Source organism: Vibrio sp. 10N.222.55.B11, from assembly GCF_041473705.1.
GTDB lineage: Bacteria > Pseudomonadota > Gammaproteobacteria > Enterobacterales > Vibrionaceae > Vibrio > Vibrio crassostreae_C.
Genome location: NZ_JBFRST010000020.1, coordinates 150,038 through 164,579, shown reverse-complemented (window position 1 = coordinate 164,579; position 14,542 = coordinate 150,038). Strand labels below are relative to the sequence as shown.

The following is a 14,542-nucleotide window of genomic DNA, read 5'->3' as shown; positions in this document are numbered from 1 at the left end:
GGAATATATTGATGTTAGGAGCTGAAGAGCTCGAAATCCTTGTTAGTCGATGGGCTACTTGCCAAGAACATAAATATAGCTCAGTAATGAGGCCTGCAGGGGCTGGTGATAGAGGCTGCGATGTCATTGGCTTTTATTCTTCCGAAAAATTTGAGGGTGAATGGGATAATTATCAATGCAAGCAATATAAAAATACTTTGCCAACAGCTTCAGGTATGCATGAATTAGGGAAAATGCTTTATTACGCTTTCCTGGGTGAATTTACTGCTCCGAAGAATTACTATTTCGTTGCACCAAAAGGGGTGAATCGTAATCTCAGAACTTGGATTTTAAACCCATCTCAACTGAAGAAAGAGCTACTTAATCAGTGGGGGAAATTTTGTGAAGAGACGATTATCGATGGGAGGAAAGTTCTGCTTTCAACGGAATTATATCAGTTCATTTCGAATTATAATTTCTCTAATATAAGCATCATTGACATTGATTATATGGTGAATGACAGCTATTTCAGAGCCATTTTAGTCGATTTATATGGTGGAGAGCTACCAAGGGCTCCTGCTGGAGAAGTTCCGAACTCGATTCATGAAAGTGAACTCAATTACGTTAATAAAGTTCTCGATGTATACAGTGAATATGACCAACAGGTCTATTCTAATCCAGAAGATATTATCGGGCATGATGAGTTCGAAGAAGATTTTATGGATCAAAGAGAGCGTTTTTATAGTGCTGAAGCATTTCGTACATTTTATCGTGATAATACAGTTGAAGGTACTTTAGATACTTTTGAAAAGGAAATTTTAAAAGGTATTAGACCTACATTAAGGTTGAAATATAAAGATTCATTTGAATGCATGTGTACTGTACTTTCAGAGGCTGGAAAGCTACAACCATCAGGTAAGCTAGCTATTCATGGAAAAATTGATGTAAAGCAGGGTTATTGCCATCATTTTGCTAATGAAGACCGTTTGAACTGGAGAAGGAAATGATAGAAGGAAATCATGTTTTTAACAGCTCTTTGGAAGCGGGAGTGAGAGCTATTAGTTTTCTTGATTCATATTACCCCAAAGGTCTCGACTTCGAGAACTTAATGAAGATAGATTACATTCTTGTGAACTCTTCTGATTTTGATGGCCCTGATAGCTTACATCCAAAAACCCCGAACCGGAAAGGTGAACTTAGTTCACGGAGAGAAGTGGTCCGTGCAGGAATCGAACTAATGAAACGATTCAACCTTATTGAAATTGACTTAACTTATGACGGTGTTTTTTATAAAGCAACTGAGAATACTGAACCATATCTAGAATTAATGAAAACAAAATATTCAGTATCTATGAGGTATATTGCCAACTGGCTGGTAATTGAATTAGATGAATTGGGCTTTGATGGTTTCAATGCAACTTTAGGTAAAAAGGTATTTTAATGACGACTGGATTAAAAATTGAAAAAATACTGTTTCTAGGTAGTGGCGAAAATGCATCTATTAGCTTTTCTAACCCTGTTCATATTGTACATGGTGCGTCAAATACGGGTAAATCACTTCTTATTGAAGCAATCGATTACATGCTTGGTAAAGAAACGTTAAAACCAGTAACTGAAAGTAAAAAGTATAATGAAGTGGCAATGCAACTTCATCTTAATAAGGAACCTTTTACTGTCTTTCGAGAGTGGCCTTCCTTAAATTTTGAAATTTATCATGGTTTGGTAGAGTCAAAAAAAGGAGCCAAATTTTTTAGTTACTTCAAGCATGGTAAGGCTAATAAAAACGTTAGAAATATTAGTGATTTTTATTTAAAAGGCATAAAGGATACACAAATATCATCAAATTTATATGGTGAAAAAGGCTCATTAACGATCCGGTTGTTATCTAGGGTCATCTTATCAAATGAAGAAAAAATAATTCGTTCCGATTCACCAATAATTGTTGGTGATAGAACGGAGAACAGTAAAAATAGGAATGTATTTAAGTTCTTAATCACAGGTGAGGATGACTCAGATGTCAAAACCGTAGTTCGGGATAAAGAATTTAAAAGTGAACAAAAAGGGCAAGTTGAAGTTCTTGGGGACGTAATCAAAACATTAAAAACCGATTTAGTGTTTCCGGATGAAACTCTAGAAATTTTAAATGAAAGAGCAGGAAAACTTGACTCATCAATAGATGGGTTATTAGAACATATTGATTCTTCTCAAGAGGCTCTATCAGAAGTAGTTACAGAGAAAAAAACAGTTGCAAATGAACTAATGGGAGTTCGTGATCGAATAAATACTGTTCAAGTAAATTTGACTAATTTTGAAACATTAAAAAAATTATACGTTAGTGATATAGATAGACTTAATTCTCAGGAAGAATCTGCATTTTTACTCGGTGTTGCGCATGACGGACAGTGTGACTTTTGTGGTAATACGTCGGAAAACATTTGTCAGGATTTAATTGAAGTTAACATTTTAGCAGATGCATCAAAGGCTGAAATTAAGAAAATACAGTCAAAGTACAAGGAGTTAGAGGAAACGACTCAAGGGTTAGGTCAGCAATTGAGTTTACTTTTCCTCAAAGCAGGTCATTTGAAATCAAGGCTGGAATCTTTGGATCTTGAAGTTGAAAGGCGGGCGCCAGAGCTAAAACTAGAAGATAAAAGCTTGATGGCTCTGAGAAAGGAAAGAATATCTATTAAATTAGATCAGAACTTGCGCGAACATATAAGCTCTTTTAGTAAAAAATTACAAGAGGCTGAACTTGCACCAGTACCAAAAAAACTTGAGGCTAAAGCGTTCTATCCCGAAAGTGATGCAATAGATAGTTTCTGTGAAATTTATAGTGATATATTAAAGAATATTCATTTTTCGAGTGTGAGTAACGTTGAATTTGATTATAAAAACTTCGATGTAGTAATTGATGGAAATCCTCGAGATTTAAATGGTAAAGGTGTGAGAGCTATTCTTCATTCAGTTTTTAAAATTGCTCTGTTAATGCACTGTCGAAATAATGACATATATCATCCAGGTATTGTCATTTTAGACTCACCTCTTGTTACTTATAGAGACCCACTTAAAAGTAAACATGGTGAACTAGCAGCAGATGAAGAGAAACTTGCTGAGACTAAAATAAGTTATCACTTCTTAAACTTTCTGCATAAAATTAGCGACATGGGTCAGTTCATTATTGTCGAGAACATTGATGTGCCTGAATCGCTTAGAAATATAATTGGTGTTGATACATTCTATGGAAAAAATGCGTCTCAAGGTCAACGTATCGGATTACTATAGATTAAAAAGGGAAGTCAAAGCTTCCCTTAAACAAACAACCTAAATCATCCCACGCTCTTTCGCCCATTCAATGAACTCTTTGTATGGGCGTTTTCCTCTCATGCCTTTCACCGCTTTTGGGAAGCCAAGCTCTTGAGTCCAGCGCCAAAGAGTAGGCTGGCTAATCCCAAGAGTTTCACGAACCTCTTTATCACTGATGAAAAAGCGTTGTGTTGCTAGGTTTATCGTTGAATTAGCCATTTTGATTTCCTCTCTTAACTGAATTTTTCATATAACAAACATAAAACACCGCACAAATAACGGCATAGACGGCGAAACTGATCATTGGGCAACTCCTTTTGCTGGTGGCATAATTCGTATTCGGTTGGTTGTGTGCCAACACATTGCATCCCCATTAAACAAACCGCCTTCACGTAACTTAGCGCAGCCTTGTGGTAGCTGTTCACCACACTTACCGCAGCAGCCGAGATCGCTTTCAATCTTCGGTATCTCGGCATGAACACGGTGAATAAGCGACTGCAAAGCTTCAACTTGGGTGTAAGGTTCGCTTGGGCAAGCGAAGAACTGGCAAATTTCATTAAGCTTTGCGATTTCATCGGGTGATAACGTCACTCTGATATCGTTATTACCACTGGTCTTACGCTTATCCCTTAGGCGTTTTGCGCGAACTGCTGCTTGTTTGCGTTTGCGTTCTTCATTCATTTTTCAGCCTTACGTTTACGAGAGTTCGCTGTCTTTTTCATTGGAGAAAGCAACTGGCGAGCTTTTGCTAAACAAAAGTCGAAACATTTGCCACCACGACCTCCGAAAGAAGCGGTGGTTCGATAGGTTTCAATCGCGAAATTACATGCACGATTTGCTTCATGCTGTTCGTAGCCTTCGCCAAGTAAGATTTGATGAATATTTTTATGGATAAACTCTTCCTGAGAGTTTCGAAGTAGGGAAGTCGTCATTACACAAAGTTCCTTTGGTTTCTGGGTGAAACCTGGCAATCAGTCTAAGTACTTGAAATTGGTGGTCAGCCAGTTATATACTGATTGCGAGGCTTGGTTCTTTAGTTCTAAGTCTCATTGCACAAAGTAAGCCCTTATTGGTTTGGTCACCGGTAAGGGTTTTCTCTTTTTGAGCCTTTCAAAATTTCATTTCATTCAACTTACTACTCAATTGGTCAGAAAGAGCATTGAACTGATGGATCGTTTGGGCGTCTTCTGTGCCAACGCTTACTTCCAAGTTCTTGCACTTATCACTTAGCTTAACGAGCTGTTCTAGCTCGTCATAAAACGGATCGCTTTTTGGCATCTTAGCTAGGAAGTGTTCGAAGCTCGTTCTATGTAATTGAATGGCTTTAGCGCCTTCTAGAGTTTTGTTGATATCTGTAAGAGATAAATACGTCATAGGACTTCCTTTTTACTTTTGGTACATTGTTATTTATTGAGATGTACCAATAAGGTACTCATTGCACTTGTCCTTGTAAAGTACATTTTTGGGGTTTTATTCGAATTCAATAAATTTAAGGTACAAAAAAAAGCCGCTATTGTGAGCGGCTTTCCTTGAGTGATTTTTTGCTACAAGTTCATAATGACTTGTTTTACATAGCCTACTATTCGGCAATTCCCACTGATTGGGATGGGGTCATATTTGGGGTTCAGCGGGACCAAAAACTTATGTGGACCGTCAATCTCTAGCTTTTTAATCGTTGCCTCTGGAGCATCATTAAGTGTAGCTACGACAATCTTTCCATTATCAGGGCAGTTGCATGGTTCAACTACTACAATAGAACCTGCTGGTATAGACGGGGAACCGTGTGGATTGGTCATAGAGTTGCCCGTAACACGCATGGCAAAGGCTTCCTCACTGATATTGCTTGAGGTGGTTTGCCAGTCTAACTCCTCGTAAATAATATCTTTAGAGTCGATTTTACCCCAAGAACCTGCTTGCACATGACTAAGAATAGGTACTCGTCTAGTTTGTGTCGAAGTGAATAGCGTCGAAGCTTCTTTTAGATCCTCTTCAGTATGATCTGTATCTAACCAACCTTCAGGCATGTTGAAAGACTTCTCTATGTGTCGAGCAATTCTTGGCCCAATAGCGCGTGTGGCGCCTTTTCCCATAAATCGACTGGCTTGAGTTGTAGAACGGTCAATTTTGTCTGCAAATGCCGTAGTACCACCAACTTTTTGAGCGAGAGAGCGTGCATTTTCTCTTCTAATATCTTCTGCAGTTTTCATTACATCTACCTGAGCATTTTTAGCTACTTAGAACATGTTGTTACTTTAAGATTTTGTTCCTAAAAGGTACATATCCTTGAAGGTACATTTTGTTTGTGTATTATGTACCTTAGAGGTGCTTAGGATGTATAAGAAATACTGGTGTCAGTTATCTGATACGCAAAGAAAATCTATGGCTAAGAAGCTAAAAACAAGTACAGGGTACTTACGCTTGGTGATTACTGGACACAAAATCCCAGGGGCTGCATTAGCAAAAAAATTACATGACATAACTAATGGAGAAGTCGATAAACATCAACTGAGGCCAGATATTTTCTAACATCATATTAAATTTTTTAGGTCAAGGCTGACGATCAATATTCTGTATAAACAACCAGTAAGGAATAATCATGCAACCCAGTTTAAAAAGCGTTATGCATAACGCGGTAGTCGCTTGGCGAAGTGACTCGACGAAAGAACAAATTGCAGAATACATTTCTCGCTTTTATCACAAGATGAAAATCTACGAGGAAGACGACTGCCAAAGGGAACATCTTCTCAAAGTACCGTCGGCTTTCAACAATCCAAACAACACTCAAAATTTATTTCGCTATATCAGCAGAACAAGCACAGAGGCCAAAGCTAATGTTATGGACTTACTGCCAGCCATTATTGCGGCAATGCCTAAAGCTAGGGCAACAGCGGCATTGAATCAGTTCTTAAACCCGCTTGGGTATTCAGTTGCGGCTATTGGCTCCAGCCACGCCATGGCGAACCGTGACCAATTACTGGCCGATTTTAGTAAAGAGTCATCAGAAGCATTCCGCTCGATACTCTTACTCAGTGAACATGCTACGTCTGACCAACTTCGCGATGCTTACCGAGAATTACAAGAGAGTGCCGGTTCTCACGATCCATTACTCAAATTCTTAGAAACATTGATGGCGCAAAAAGGCTGACCACCTGAATGCATTTATTAACCACGCTAATTAGCAAAACAAGAGAACTTTGTGCAATGAGTCTTTCTTATCAAAATTACCACGGCCAAATGCTGTGGATAGCAAATAACGGTAACTGTCGTTATGTCGTATCGCGTAGTAAAGCCAAGCAAATTTTACAAACCATGAAGTCGAGGGTGCAGTTATGAAAAACAAGTTAGCTGATCTTAATAACCACCTTTTTGCTCAAATGGAACGCCTGTCTGATGAGGATATAACCGACGATAAATTGAATGATGAAATTAATCGTTCAAAGGCTATTACCACAGTGTCAAAGCAAATCATCGATAACGCTCGCCTTGCTCTGGATGCTCAGAAGTTTCGTACAGAGTACGCGGGTCGAATTGAATTACCCGAAATGATTGAGGGTAATAAACATGCCTAAAGGTCAATCACATCGTTACACAGAAGCGCAGTGCGCATTCTTAAAAGAAAATAGCACCATGGTGCGGCGTGAATTAACTGAGGCCTTTAATCATCGCTTTGGAACAAGTTTGACGCTCGCTGCAATTAACAGTCGCTGTAAACGCAAAGGTTGGTTTACTGGCCGAGACGGGAAGATAGAAAAAGGGAACAAGCCTTGGAATAGCGGTACAAAGGGCTTGATCAAGGCAAACGCAGGAAGTTTTAAGCCAGGTCAAAAACCAACGAACAGCAAGCCATTAGGGCATGAGCGTATTTGTTCTAAAGATGGGTTTATTCTCGTCAAAGTAGCAGAGCATGATCCGTACACAAAAGCCAAAACGCGTTATAGGGCAAAGCATCAAGTTGTCTGGGAACGTGAACATGGTGAGATACCTGATAACCATGTGATTCGTTTTAAAGATGGGGATAAGCTGAACTGTGCTACCGACAACCTCATCTGCGTTTCATTGGCTGTCAATCTGCGTATGAATCAGAACCGAGTTCAGGACATGCCAATAGAGCTTAAAGCGACAGGGCATGCCATTGCAGAGCTCGAAGTCGCTGCTTTCAACGCAGAGAGGAAAGTCAGATGAGTATGCTCCTTACCGCTCAAGCCATGCAGTTAAAAGTCGGTAATGCGACTCGTAAACTCGTATTACTTAAATTAGCTGACAACGCCAACGACAATGGGGTGTGTTGGCCATCTTATGAATATATTGCTGATATGTGCGAGGTAGACCGCCGAACAGTGATGCGCCATATCAAAACGTTAGAGGAAATGGGGTTTGTTTCAGTTCGCACCCGAAAGGGAGAAAAGGGCAATTCGAGCAATGTATACCAGTTAAATTTAGGTAGTGACAAATTGTCACCCCCTAGTGACACACGATCACGAGGGGTAGTGTCACAGGATCACCAACCTAGTGATCCTATGTCACCCGGAATCAGTCATAGAACCAGTCAATTAGAACCAATAAAAAATAAACAAAAAAATTCGAGTGAACTTGAATCTTGTTTTGAGCGGCTATGGGCGGCATTCCCTACCAAGAAATCCAAGAAGAACTCGTTAGCAAAATTCAAAAGCATCGTGACAGCGCAAAGTGAACCTCCGGAAGTGTTTACCGAGATGCTCTGTCGAGATGTAGAAACTCGTGTGGCCAATCGACAGTTTGGTTTCGATAAGCTGCACCTAACGACCTACTTGAATCAAGAACGATGGAACGACGACCATGAAAAGACTCGAACAAGCCAGGCTGCACCAAAAAATCGAGTCGAGCAATACAACGCAGAGTTGCTCGAACGATACGGACACACTGCCACATCGATTGGGCGACAAGGTGATTCTTTTGAACCTGGAAGATTGGATCCAAATCAAGTTTGTGGAGGCTTACGGGACGAAATGGCCGCATCAGGCACTACCATCGACTTGGACTCAAGCGATTACAACGATGTCGGTCAGTGAGATTCGTCGTGCAGTCAATCAGGCTTTGTTGGAAGGGGGTGCATGGCCGCCAAGCTTGCCAGAGTTTGTGTCTATGGGACGTGAAGAGCTGGTTGATATTGACGAGGCATTTATTCGAATGCTTCGTTGTGAACCAAAGGGTGATATCGAGTACTGGACATCGCAAGAAGTGGGTTTTGTTTGTAGAGGCTTGCTAAGCGAACGTGAAGCCAGAGCGAAGTACCGAAAAACGTTGAAGAAGTATGCAGATAAAGCTAAGGCTGGCTCGCTCCCCTCAAGAAACGCGATGCGTTTGACCGATAAAGCTAATGTCAAACCACTCAATGAGATTGAGCGTCTCAATCCTAAGAAGTTTCGCAAGAACTCGGTATTTGCAAGGGTCGCAGCAATGGGAGCAAGGGCGTAATGAAAATTGAAAAGTTACTGGCAAAGTTCAATGCAAAAGGGGCCAACTATGCCCCCGGTTCTGGCGGTAAGGGGGCACTTTCTCCGGAAGAGCAAATAGCAATTGTTGGTCTAGCCTGGAAGGAAGCACCAGTAGGTTTTTTGGTGTTATTCGTTGAATATTTGCAAGATAGACCTGCACTTAAAAATCTTTACCAAATCACCTTACAGGAAGCCAACATGCTGATGGAAAAATGGCGCGGTCCATATCCCGATAGAGCATTGGAAGCGTTAGTCAGGACAGCTATTGCAGAAGCGACCCAGCAGTTTGGCCAAGTTTGCCCCGAATGCAGTGGCAGCGGTAAGTACATTGCGAAGAACCGAGCTAGAAGAACTTGCCCTTGCTGCGATGGTGGCCGTATAGGCTGGACACAAGAAACCCGCTTTGCTTTCTTCTGCCAAACCTTACCCGTGACCTTCTCACGTTTTAAGAAGTACGAATCCATATTAGGAAAATTGGTTAAACGTTTGGTGGGTAAGCGCAGTGCAGCGGCATTGGCGCTGCAGGGTAGGTATGAGCAAGAAGAGAGTATGGCGAAAGTATTAGAAGGTGAGGTATAGCTCGTAAGGTTTATATAAGGGGAATACAACGTACACCTAAGCAACATGTGATAAAGTTCTAAGTAGAAAGATTCTAGGAAGAAAATATGATTTTACAGGTTAAACTTTCCCCAACAGCAATGGCTTCGTTTGATAATTTACCGCAAGATCAGAAAAAAAGAGCACGCCGAGCTGTTGATTTGCTTGAAGCTGGATTGGAGAAGCAATTGAGACCCCATAGACTTCGTCCAAATCAGAAATTAAACAGCGGTAGGGTGTCTACGAAAATACGTATTATCTACAAGCGCGTTGGTGATGTGATAGAGGTTGTTGATTTTGTTAATCATGATTTACTTCTACATATTGCGAAGACAAGTCGAGGTGCGTAATGCTGATTTTCTATGATTGTGCACTAGATTTAAATGAAGCGGAAAAGGAACTTAATGCGTATAAAGCATTACTTGATAGGCAAGTGGAAATTGGGGAAACAGAGCTACAGAATTTTTTCGCATCGCATATTCAACTCATGTGGCTTATGGGGAGAGTGACAGGGGTTGATGCTCCAGTCAAATACAATGCGGAAAGTTCAGTTTTTAGTAAATACAGAACTGATTACATGATAACCAATGAAGATAACTCTAAGTATAGTTTTATTGAATTTGAAGAAGCTAAGCTTAATTCGATTTTTAAAAGTAGATCAGGCCAGACTACAACTCGTTTTGATTGGAGCAACACCTTTGAACATGGTGTAAGTCAAGTTACTGACTGGTTTTATCTACTAAGTGAAAATTACGGTACGGACTTAATGGAAAATGAGTTTCAGTGTCGAAAAATTAACTATCAAGGTGTAGTAATTGCAGGACGTGACAAGAGTATTGCTAGTCCGGAGCAAAATAACCGGCTTCACTGGCGGATAGGCAATACGGTTATTGGCAGTAAGCAAATATTATTTTTTACATTTGACACATTGTATGAAGCGATGAGAGACCAGTTGGATATTATAAAAGATTTATCGACTTGTTAGGCTAAATGATTTTTTCAGAAAAATATAAGGGGCATATGCCCCTTATGTTTTTTAATCTCTTAACTTTTTCAGCTGCCCATTCTTATATTCAAACTCGTTACAATAATCACTGAAGTCCATCAGAAATCTACTGGCAGATTGATTTCTCTCCGTTGAATACGTTATGTAAAGTTCGTCTTCAGCCCTAGTCATAGCAACATAAAGTCTAGATACCTCTCTTGAGCGTTCATTCGAGTTATTTGGGATTAGATTATCCGATACACCCGCAATAAATACATAACTAAACTCAAATCCTTTTGCTGATTCTATAGTGCTAATTGAAACTGTTTTTGCTGCTTCCACACTTATAGACTCTCTAATTTGATTTGACTTTATCCCTTTACTTGAAAGTTCAGTTAAAATATCTTGTCTTATTTCTTTATTGAGACCGATGATACATATTTGAGGGTAGTGCTCAGTATCATTGATTTCTTGATAGTTATTGATGATTTCGTCTACTTTGGTTACGATAAATTGAATTTGTTCTACATTACTTCTAGTTTTAACAATGAATGGTTTTTCTCCGCACTTGCTTGGTAAATCAGGCTTAGTCGGCTTTCCAATGTTATCCTCATCTACATCAGCAAACTCATATTTTTCGATGAGAGAGTAAGCTGCATTCATGATTTCTTTTGTATTTCTATAGTTCTTCTTCAATACATAACTTCTATTTGCAACATTAACGCCGGAGTGCTTTAGAATGAATCCCTTATTGTAAACTGTTTGAGCTCCGTCTCCCACTAGGAATAGTCCATTCTCAGCAGTAGATAGTTGTTCGTTATTGGTTGTTTTTAATGACGCCAACATAGCAATTTCAAGTTGGGATAAATCTTGTACTTCATCAACTAAAACACTTCGGTAAGGAGTATATTCAAGAAGCTTATTGGATATACTATTAAGATCTGCTTGTCCGTTGATCGCTGCCTCAATCGAAAGTTTGTCATTATTTAATAGACTATAGGCAAGACTAATTACTCCTTCATAATCTAATCTGCATAGAGACTTTATCAATTCTGTTTTGTCCAGAACTAGATCTAAAATGATCTTTCTTTCGTCTTGATTTAATCCAATGACCCTTCCCACACGTTTGAACGCTTTGGTATCTAAGTATGTGGTAAAGTTCGTATGTGTGAGTCTAGTCCTAATGTAAAAGATTTCATCGATTAAAAACTTTCTAAGTTTGTTGTCGTCAAAGGTGCGAAATTTACTGGTTCTGTAGTTACCATGATTTTTCACTTTGTTGACCGCATCGATATAAAACTGCTTAATGATCTCCTGAGACGCTTTTGTATAGATGTTTTCTCCTTTCGGGTGGACTTTATCTATAATGTTTTCAGCGAGACCGTTAACTGTTGAGGTGTGAATGTAACTGGCTTCGACACCGCAAAGCTCGTTAATTAATGACCTAAGTAACTTTCTCATGCTTTCAGTTAAAGTTATAAGTAAAATGGGTTGCTTATACTTTTTAGCAAGATAGCGCGCTCTGTGAAGCATCACACATGTCTTTCCACTCCCTGAAACGCCTCTTAGACGAGATGACCCCTTAAAGTCTCTTACAGCAATTTTCTTTTGTTCTGGATGGAGAAATAGCAACCAGTCGGCCCAACTAGCGTCTTTTGGTAATTGTTCTACTTCGTCCCATGTAACGAATATTTCGCTGTTAACAGGGTCCAACATTGCCGTTTCTAATTGCTTCGATTCTGCAATATCTACGATCCCCATTTGGTAATTCAACCTTTGGGCTATTTCTTTAAGTTCACCTTTGTGGGAATGAGTAAATATATCATCAAATAGGATCGCTACTTCATCTCCAGCAACACGCTCTATGTGCTCAATTATTCCATTTGGGTCACATTCCCAAGTTACGCTAGTAATCTCATAGAGGTAAGCTTTCAATTCACTTTCAAGCTTGAATGGGGCTAAGTGCTTTTCGCTTACATGGCGTAATAATGGAAGAGCAAGTAAGTCTTCTGAAGAAGTAAGATCAGGTTCGATGAATTTATGGCTTTCTGGGTCTTTTGAACTAATTTGTATGAACTCTAACGTGTTATCTTTTTTGCTTTTTACCCATTGGTATTGTTTATGAGAGTCTAACCAGCTTTCAGCATCTTCATGATCACCAACAAATAAAAATGCTCTCAATTTATTTTCACCATCAACTAACTGGACAACTAATCGAAAGCCATTTCCCAAATCGTATTTTTCTGCGTTAGGTAATCTACTTTCACCATGATTAGTTCGTTTTAGAGAGTTTATTTGGCCTTCTGATGCGGCCTCATGCATGGCTGCTCGAGTTTTGTTTATTGCATCTCTGCCTTTCTTTCCTGCTTTCGTTAAATTTCTGAAGCATTTGTTTATGTACTTAGTTTGAATTACTTTGTTCATTAGGACCGCTTATGAAATTGGTGTGATAATTTACTAAGCATTATGCAATATATTTTATTGCTATGTGAATGATATACTTCAAATTTAATGGTGTAAGCAACAGTGCTAGAGCAAAATACTTGATTCAATAACGAACTTGGTGCACTATTACCACATTAGAAAACCTCGCCCATTCGGCGGGGTTTTTCGTTTCTACCGTTTCTAACTGACAAAGCACCCCTTTCTATTGTGAAAGTCGGGTGCTTTTTTGTGGGAGTAATATGCAAGATAAACTCAGTTCATTCTCTTCATATCTCACTAGTGGCTTACTGGCTCTTACCGGGGCATTCAGCATCCAAGACTGGGCGGCGGTGATTGGTGTGGTGATGGTGTTTGTCACGTACTTCACCAACCGCAGCATTAAACTCAAATTGCTTGAGGAAGTGCGCAAGCAACGAATTTCGGAAGAGCTCAGTGAAAAACTTAATCAATAAAACCGTCTGTTCTGTCGTGGTTGTTCTTTCTATCGTTTTTAGTCTTGGTCCAAACATGCAAACCAGCCAACAAGGCCTGGCACATATCGCTAACCTCGAAGGATGCAGAACAAAAGCTTATCAATGCAGTGCTGATGTTTGGACCAATGGCCTTGGTCACACAACAGGCGTGAAACAAGGTGATGTGGTCAGTGAAGAACACATTGCTCGTAACTTCATTGCCGATATTAAAATCGCCGAAAAGTCCGTAAACAAACACCTAACCACTGACGTTACTCAAGCTCAGTTTGATGTTCTTGTGAGCTTTGTGTTTAACCTGGGCGCTGGCAACTTTAAACGTTCCACCATGCTTAAGTTGTTTAACCAAAACCAACCCTTAAAAGCGTGCCTTGAATTTTCACGTTGGGTTTATGTTAACGGCAAAAACTGCAGGGAACCTGATAGCCAATGTTCAGGGGTCGTGAAACGTCGCGAATTAGAACAACAAGCTTGTTTGAACGGTTGGTAATAAGGAACTTTATGAACTTCTCTATCAAAAATGCTTTGTTGATAGGTTTGGTTCTGTTGCTGCTTGGTAGCTTCGCTTTCTCTGCGTATCTGCTTGATTTAACCAAGGTGCAAGCAAAGCGCTACGGTGAGCTGCAGGGTCAGTTTCAAGACTCACTCAACAAAAATAAGTCACTGTCTATCACCATTAAAACTTTAAGCGATGAAGTTCGGCAGGCTCAAAGCGCTGCGGATGAGTTGCTGCTAACTAAGGCCGCTCGGAAGACTGAAACGATTCACACAGTGACCCAAATCAAAGAGGTTCTGAACCATGAAGAATGTGCAGATGTGCCTATTCCTGATGCTTCTGAGTGGTTGTACTACCACTGAGGTCCTCACTGAATACCAAGACCGCTTAGTTCTTCCTCCTGCCGTTTATTTGACTTCTTGCACACAACCTTTTACTGCTCCCCCTAAAACCTACGGTGAAGCGGTAGAGCGCGACCCTATGTGGCTAGAAGCCTGGCGCAATTGCGCTAACCAAATCGAGCATTTACGTCGCTTTTATGGCTACGAGAGTGCAATACCAAATACGGGCAAATAACACTTATTACTTGGGTGGTCGTCCACCGTTATCCGTTGTTGCCCGTAATTCATTCCTTACGAGGGTGTTCAAGCGTGGGTTCCTCGCTGTCTTGCTTGTTAGCCATGATCATACTCAGCTCGCTGCTGAAACTCCTTATATGTTAGCGCAAGTCCAGATTCAAAAAGGAACAAGCAGAGTTTGAGAGAGCTTCATTAATCAGCAACGTCAGCTTAAT

General features: G+C 40.0%; 22 protein-coding genes. 16 read left to right on the top strand and 6 right to left on the bottom strand.

Going from position 1 to position 14,542, the window contains the following annotated elements; all coding sequences use genetic code 11:
- Positions 1-11 precede the first annotated feature (11 nt).
- The 3 genes from AB4503_RS09160 to AB4503_RS09150 are packed head-to-tail and all read left to right on the top strand — an operon-like array spanning position 12 to position 3,261.
- Positions 12-986 carry an ABC-three component system protein gene (locus AB4503_RS09160; protein ID WP_372114389.1) on the top strand — a complete coding sequence of 325 codons (975 nt, stop codon included), beginning with the start codon at positions 12-14 and terminating at the stop codon, positions 984-986.
- The gene (locus tag AB4503_RS09155) at positions 983-1,420 is read left to right on the top strand and encodes an ABC-three component system middle component 2 (protein ID WP_372114387.1); all 438 of its coding nucleotides are present in this window, start codon (positions 983-985) and stop codon (positions 1,418-1,420) included. The genes AB4503_RS09160 and AB4503_RS09155 overlap by 4 nt, the downstream gene beginning before the upstream one ends.
- The gene (locus AB4503_RS09150; RefSeq protein ID WP_372114385.1) at positions 1,420-3,261 is read left to right on the top strand and encodes a hypothetical protein; all 1,842 of its coding nucleotides are present in this window, start codon (positions 1,420-1,422) and stop codon (positions 3,259-3,261) included. Before AB4503_RS09155 ends, AB4503_RS09150 begins: the two co-directional genes overlap by 1 nt.
- A 39-nt stretch (positions 3,262-3,300) precedes the next feature.
- Here AB4503_RS09150 and AB4503_RS09145 read toward each other — a convergent pair whose 3' ends face one another.
- From AB4503_RS09145 to AB4503_RS09125, 5 genes are all read right to left on the bottom strand, one after another.
- Positions 3,301-3,501 (bottom strand): AlpA family transcriptional regulator, encoded by a 201-nt coding sequence (locus AB4503_RS09145; RefSeq protein WP_004733439.1) that lies wholly within the window; start codon positions 3,499-3,501, stop codon positions 3,301-3,303.
- Positions 3,502-3,582: 81 nt separating this feature from the next.
- Complete coding sequence (locus AB4503_RS09140) at positions 3,583-3,963, bottom strand: hypothetical protein (protein ID WP_102554744.1); 381 nt, start codon at positions 3,961-3,963, stop codon at positions 3,583-3,585.
- Positions 3,960-4,214, bottom strand: coding sequence for a hypothetical protein (locus AB4503_RS09135; RefSeq protein WP_017078656.1), 255 nt, complete (start codon positions 4,212-4,214; stop codon positions 3,960-3,962). Before AB4503_RS09135 ends, AB4503_RS09140 begins: the two co-directional genes overlap by 4 nt.
- 178 nt (positions 4,215-4,392) lie before the next feature.
- Positions 4,393-4,656: a hypothetical protein gene (locus tag AB4503_RS09130; protein ID WP_371692050.1), complete on the bottom strand. Its 264-nt coding sequence runs from the start codon at positions 4,654-4,656 to the stop codon at positions 4,393-4,395.
- Between the two features lie 170 nt (positions 4,657-4,826).
- The gene (locus AB4503_RS09125; protein ID WP_371692049.1) at positions 4,827-5,489 is read right to left on the bottom strand and encodes a LexA family protein; all 663 of its coding nucleotides are present in this window, start codon (positions 5,487-5,489) and stop codon (positions 4,827-4,829) included.
- A gap of 124 nt (positions 5,490-5,613) precedes the next feature.
- Here AB4503_RS09125 and AB4503_RS09120 point away from each other — a divergent pair, with 124 nt between their 5' ends.
- The 9 genes from AB4503_RS09120 (at position 5,614) to AB4503_RS09080 (ending at position 10,338) form a co-directional block, all read left to right on the top strand.
- Entirely contained in the window at positions 5,614-5,808 is a 195-nt protein-coding gene (locus AB4503_RS09120; RefSeq protein ID WP_372114383.1) for a hypothetical protein, read from the top strand.
- A 70-nt stretch (positions 5,809-5,878) separates the two neighbouring features.
- Positions 5,879-6,427 carry a toxin YdaT family protein gene (locus AB4503_RS09115; RefSeq protein WP_372114381.1) on the top strand — a complete coding sequence of 183 codons (549 nt, stop codon included), beginning with the start codon at positions 5,879-5,881 and terminating at the stop codon, positions 6,425-6,427.
- 184 nt (positions 6,428-6,611) lie between these two features.
- On the top strand, positions 6,612-6,851 hold the full coding sequence (locus tag AB4503_RS09110; RefSeq protein ID WP_372114379.1) for a hypothetical protein: 240 nt from the start codon (positions 6,612-6,614) through the stop codon (positions 6,849-6,851).
- Complete coding sequence (locus AB4503_RS09105; protein ID WP_371728384.1) at positions 6,844-7,464, top strand: HNH endonuclease signature motif containing protein; 621 nt, start codon at positions 6,844-6,846, stop codon at positions 7,462-7,464. The genes AB4503_RS09110 and AB4503_RS09105 overlap by 8 nt, the downstream gene beginning before the upstream one ends.
- Positions 7,461-8,330: a helix-turn-helix domain-containing protein gene (locus tag AB4503_RS09100; RefSeq protein ID WP_372114378.1), complete on the top strand. Its 870-nt coding sequence runs from the start codon at positions 7,461-7,463 to the stop codon at positions 8,328-8,330. Before AB4503_RS09105 ends, AB4503_RS09100 begins: the two co-directional genes overlap by 4 nt.
- Positions 8,317-8,736 (top strand): hypothetical protein, encoded by a 420-nt coding sequence (locus AB4503_RS09095; protein ID WP_372114376.1) that lies wholly within the window; start codon positions 8,317-8,319, stop codon positions 8,734-8,736. The genes AB4503_RS09100 and AB4503_RS09095 overlap by 14 nt, the downstream gene beginning before the upstream one ends.
- Positions 8,736-9,335, top strand: coding sequence for a hypothetical protein (locus AB4503_RS09090; protein ID WP_372114374.1), 600 nt, complete (start codon positions 8,736-8,738; stop codon positions 9,333-9,335). The genes AB4503_RS09095 and AB4503_RS09090 overlap by 1 nt, the downstream gene beginning before the upstream one ends.
- An 86-nt stretch (positions 9,336-9,421) precedes the next feature.
- On the top strand, positions 9,422-9,703 hold the full coding sequence (locus AB4503_RS09085; RefSeq protein ID WP_372114373.1) for a hypothetical protein: 282 nt from the start codon (positions 9,422-9,424) through the stop codon (positions 9,701-9,703).
- Positions 9,703-10,338 (top strand): Shedu anti-phage system protein SduA domain-containing protein, encoded by a 636-nt coding sequence (locus AB4503_RS09080; protein ID WP_372114371.1) that lies wholly within the window; start codon positions 9,703-9,705, stop codon positions 10,336-10,338. The genes AB4503_RS09085 and AB4503_RS09080 overlap by 1 nt, the downstream gene beginning before the upstream one ends.
- A gap of 51 nt (positions 10,339-10,389) precedes the next feature.
- Here AB4503_RS09080 and AB4503_RS09075 read toward each other — a convergent pair whose 3' ends face one another.
- Positions 10,390-12,762 (bottom strand): 3'-5' exonuclease, encoded by a 2,373-nt coding sequence (locus tag AB4503_RS09075; protein ID WP_372114370.1) that lies wholly within the window; start codon positions 12,760-12,762, stop codon positions 10,390-10,392.
- A 260-nt stretch (positions 12,763-13,022) separates the two neighbouring features.
- Here AB4503_RS09075 and AB4503_RS09070 point away from each other — a divergent pair, with 260 nt between their 5' ends.
- From AB4503_RS09070 to AB4503_RS09055, 4 genes are read left to right on the top strand one after another with little or no spacing between them, the layout of a single operon-like run.
- Positions 13,023-13,235 (top strand): HP1 family phage holin, encoded by a 213-nt coding sequence (locus tag AB4503_RS09070; RefSeq protein ID WP_372114368.1) that lies wholly within the window; start codon positions 13,023-13,025, stop codon positions 13,233-13,235.
- Positions 13,216-13,743: a lysozyme gene (locus AB4503_RS09065; RefSeq protein WP_372114366.1), complete on the top strand. Its 528-nt coding sequence runs from the start codon at positions 13,216-13,218 to the stop codon at positions 13,741-13,743. Before AB4503_RS09070 ends, AB4503_RS09065 begins: the two co-directional genes overlap by 20 nt.
- Before the next feature lie 11 nt (positions 13,744-13,754).
- Positions 13,755-14,111, top strand: a complete 357-nt coding sequence (locus tag AB4503_RS09060; RefSeq protein ID WP_372114364.1) for a hypothetical protein — start codon at positions 13,755-13,757, stop codon at positions 14,109-14,111.
- The gene (locus tag AB4503_RS09055) at positions 14,053-14,325 is read left to right on the top strand and encodes a hypothetical protein (protein WP_372114362.1); all 273 of its coding nucleotides are present in this window, start codon (positions 14,053-14,055) and stop codon (positions 14,323-14,325) included. The genes AB4503_RS09060 and AB4503_RS09055 overlap by 59 nt, the downstream gene beginning before the upstream one ends.
- Positions 14,326-14,542 lie beyond the last annotated feature (217 nt).

Bases quoted from the DNA above. Each gene is read 5' to 3' on its own strand.
- AB4503_RS09160 (WP_372114389.1), top strand. From the start codon at position 12: ATGTTAGGAGCTGAAGAGCTCGAAATCCTTGTTAGTCGATGGGCTACT.
- AB4503_RS09155 (WP_372114387.1), top strand. From the start codon at position 983: ATGATAGAAGGAAATCATGTTTTTAACAGCTCTTTGGAAGCGGGAGTG.
- AB4503_RS09150 (WP_372114385.1), top strand. From the start codon at position 1,420: ATGACGACTGGATTAAAAATTGAAAAAATACTGTTTCTAGGTAGTGGC.
- AB4503_RS09145 (WP_004733439.1), bottom strand. From the start codon at position 3,501: ATGGCTAATTCAACGATAAACCTAGCAACACAACGCTTTTTCATCAGT.
- AB4503_RS09140 (WP_102554744.1), bottom strand. From the start codon at position 3,963: ATGAATGAAGAACGCAAACGCAAACAAGCAGCAGTTCGCGCAAAACGC.
- AB4503_RS09135 (WP_017078656.1), bottom strand. From the start codon at position 4,214: ATGACGACTTCCCTACTTCGAAACTCTCAGGAAGAGTTTATCCATAAA.
- AB4503_RS09130 (WP_371692050.1), bottom strand. From the start codon at position 4,656: ATGACGTATTTATCTCTTACAGATATCAACAAAACTCTAGAAGGCGCT.
- AB4503_RS09125 (WP_371692049.1), bottom strand. From the start codon at position 5,489: ATGAAAACTGCAGAAGATATTAGAAGAGAAAATGCACGCTCTCTCGCT.
- AB4503_RS09120 (WP_372114383.1), top strand. From the start codon at position 5,614: ATGTATAAGAAATACTGGTGTCAGTTATCTGATACGCAAAGAAAATCT.
- AB4503_RS09115 (WP_372114381.1), top strand. From the start codon at position 5,879: ATGCAACCCAGTTTAAAAAGCGTTATGCATAACGCGGTAGTCGCTTGG.
- AB4503_RS09110 (WP_372114379.1), top strand. From the start codon at position 6,612: ATGAAAAACAAGTTAGCTGATCTTAATAACCACCTTTTTGCTCAAATG.
- AB4503_RS09105 (WP_371728384.1), top strand. From the start codon at position 6,844: ATGCCTAAAGGTCAATCACATCGTTACACAGAAGCGCAGTGCGCATTC.
- AB4503_RS09100 (WP_372114378.1), top strand. From the start codon at position 7,461: ATGAGTATGCTCCTTACCGCTCAAGCCATGCAGTTAAAAGTCGGTAAT.
- AB4503_RS09095 (WP_372114376.1), top strand. From the start codon at position 8,317: ATGTCGGTCAGTGAGATTCGTCGTGCAGTCAATCAGGCTTTGTTGGAA.
- AB4503_RS09090 (WP_372114374.1), top strand. From the start codon at position 8,736: ATGAAAATTGAAAAGTTACTGGCAAAGTTCAATGCAAAAGGGGCCAAC.
- AB4503_RS09085 (WP_372114373.1), top strand. From the start codon at position 9,422: ATGATTTTACAGGTTAAACTTTCCCCAACAGCAATGGCTTCGTTTGAT.
- AB4503_RS09080 (WP_372114371.1), top strand. From the start codon at position 9,703: ATGCTGATTTTCTATGATTGTGCACTAGATTTAAATGAAGCGGAAAAG.
- AB4503_RS09075 (WP_372114370.1), bottom strand. From the start codon at position 12,762: ATGAACAAAGTAATTCAAACTAAGTACATAAACAAATGCTTCAGAAAT.
- AB4503_RS09070 (WP_372114368.1), top strand. From the start codon at position 13,023: ATGCAAGATAAACTCAGTTCATTCTCTTCATATCTCACTAGTGGCTTA.
- AB4503_RS09060 (WP_372114364.1), top strand. From the start codon at position 13,755: ATGAACTTCTCTATCAAAAATGCTTTGTTGATAGGTTTGGTTCTGTTG.
- AB4503_RS09055 (WP_372114362.1), top strand. From the start codon at position 14,053: ATGAAGAATGTGCAGATGTGCCTATTCCTGATGCTTCTGAGTGGTTGT.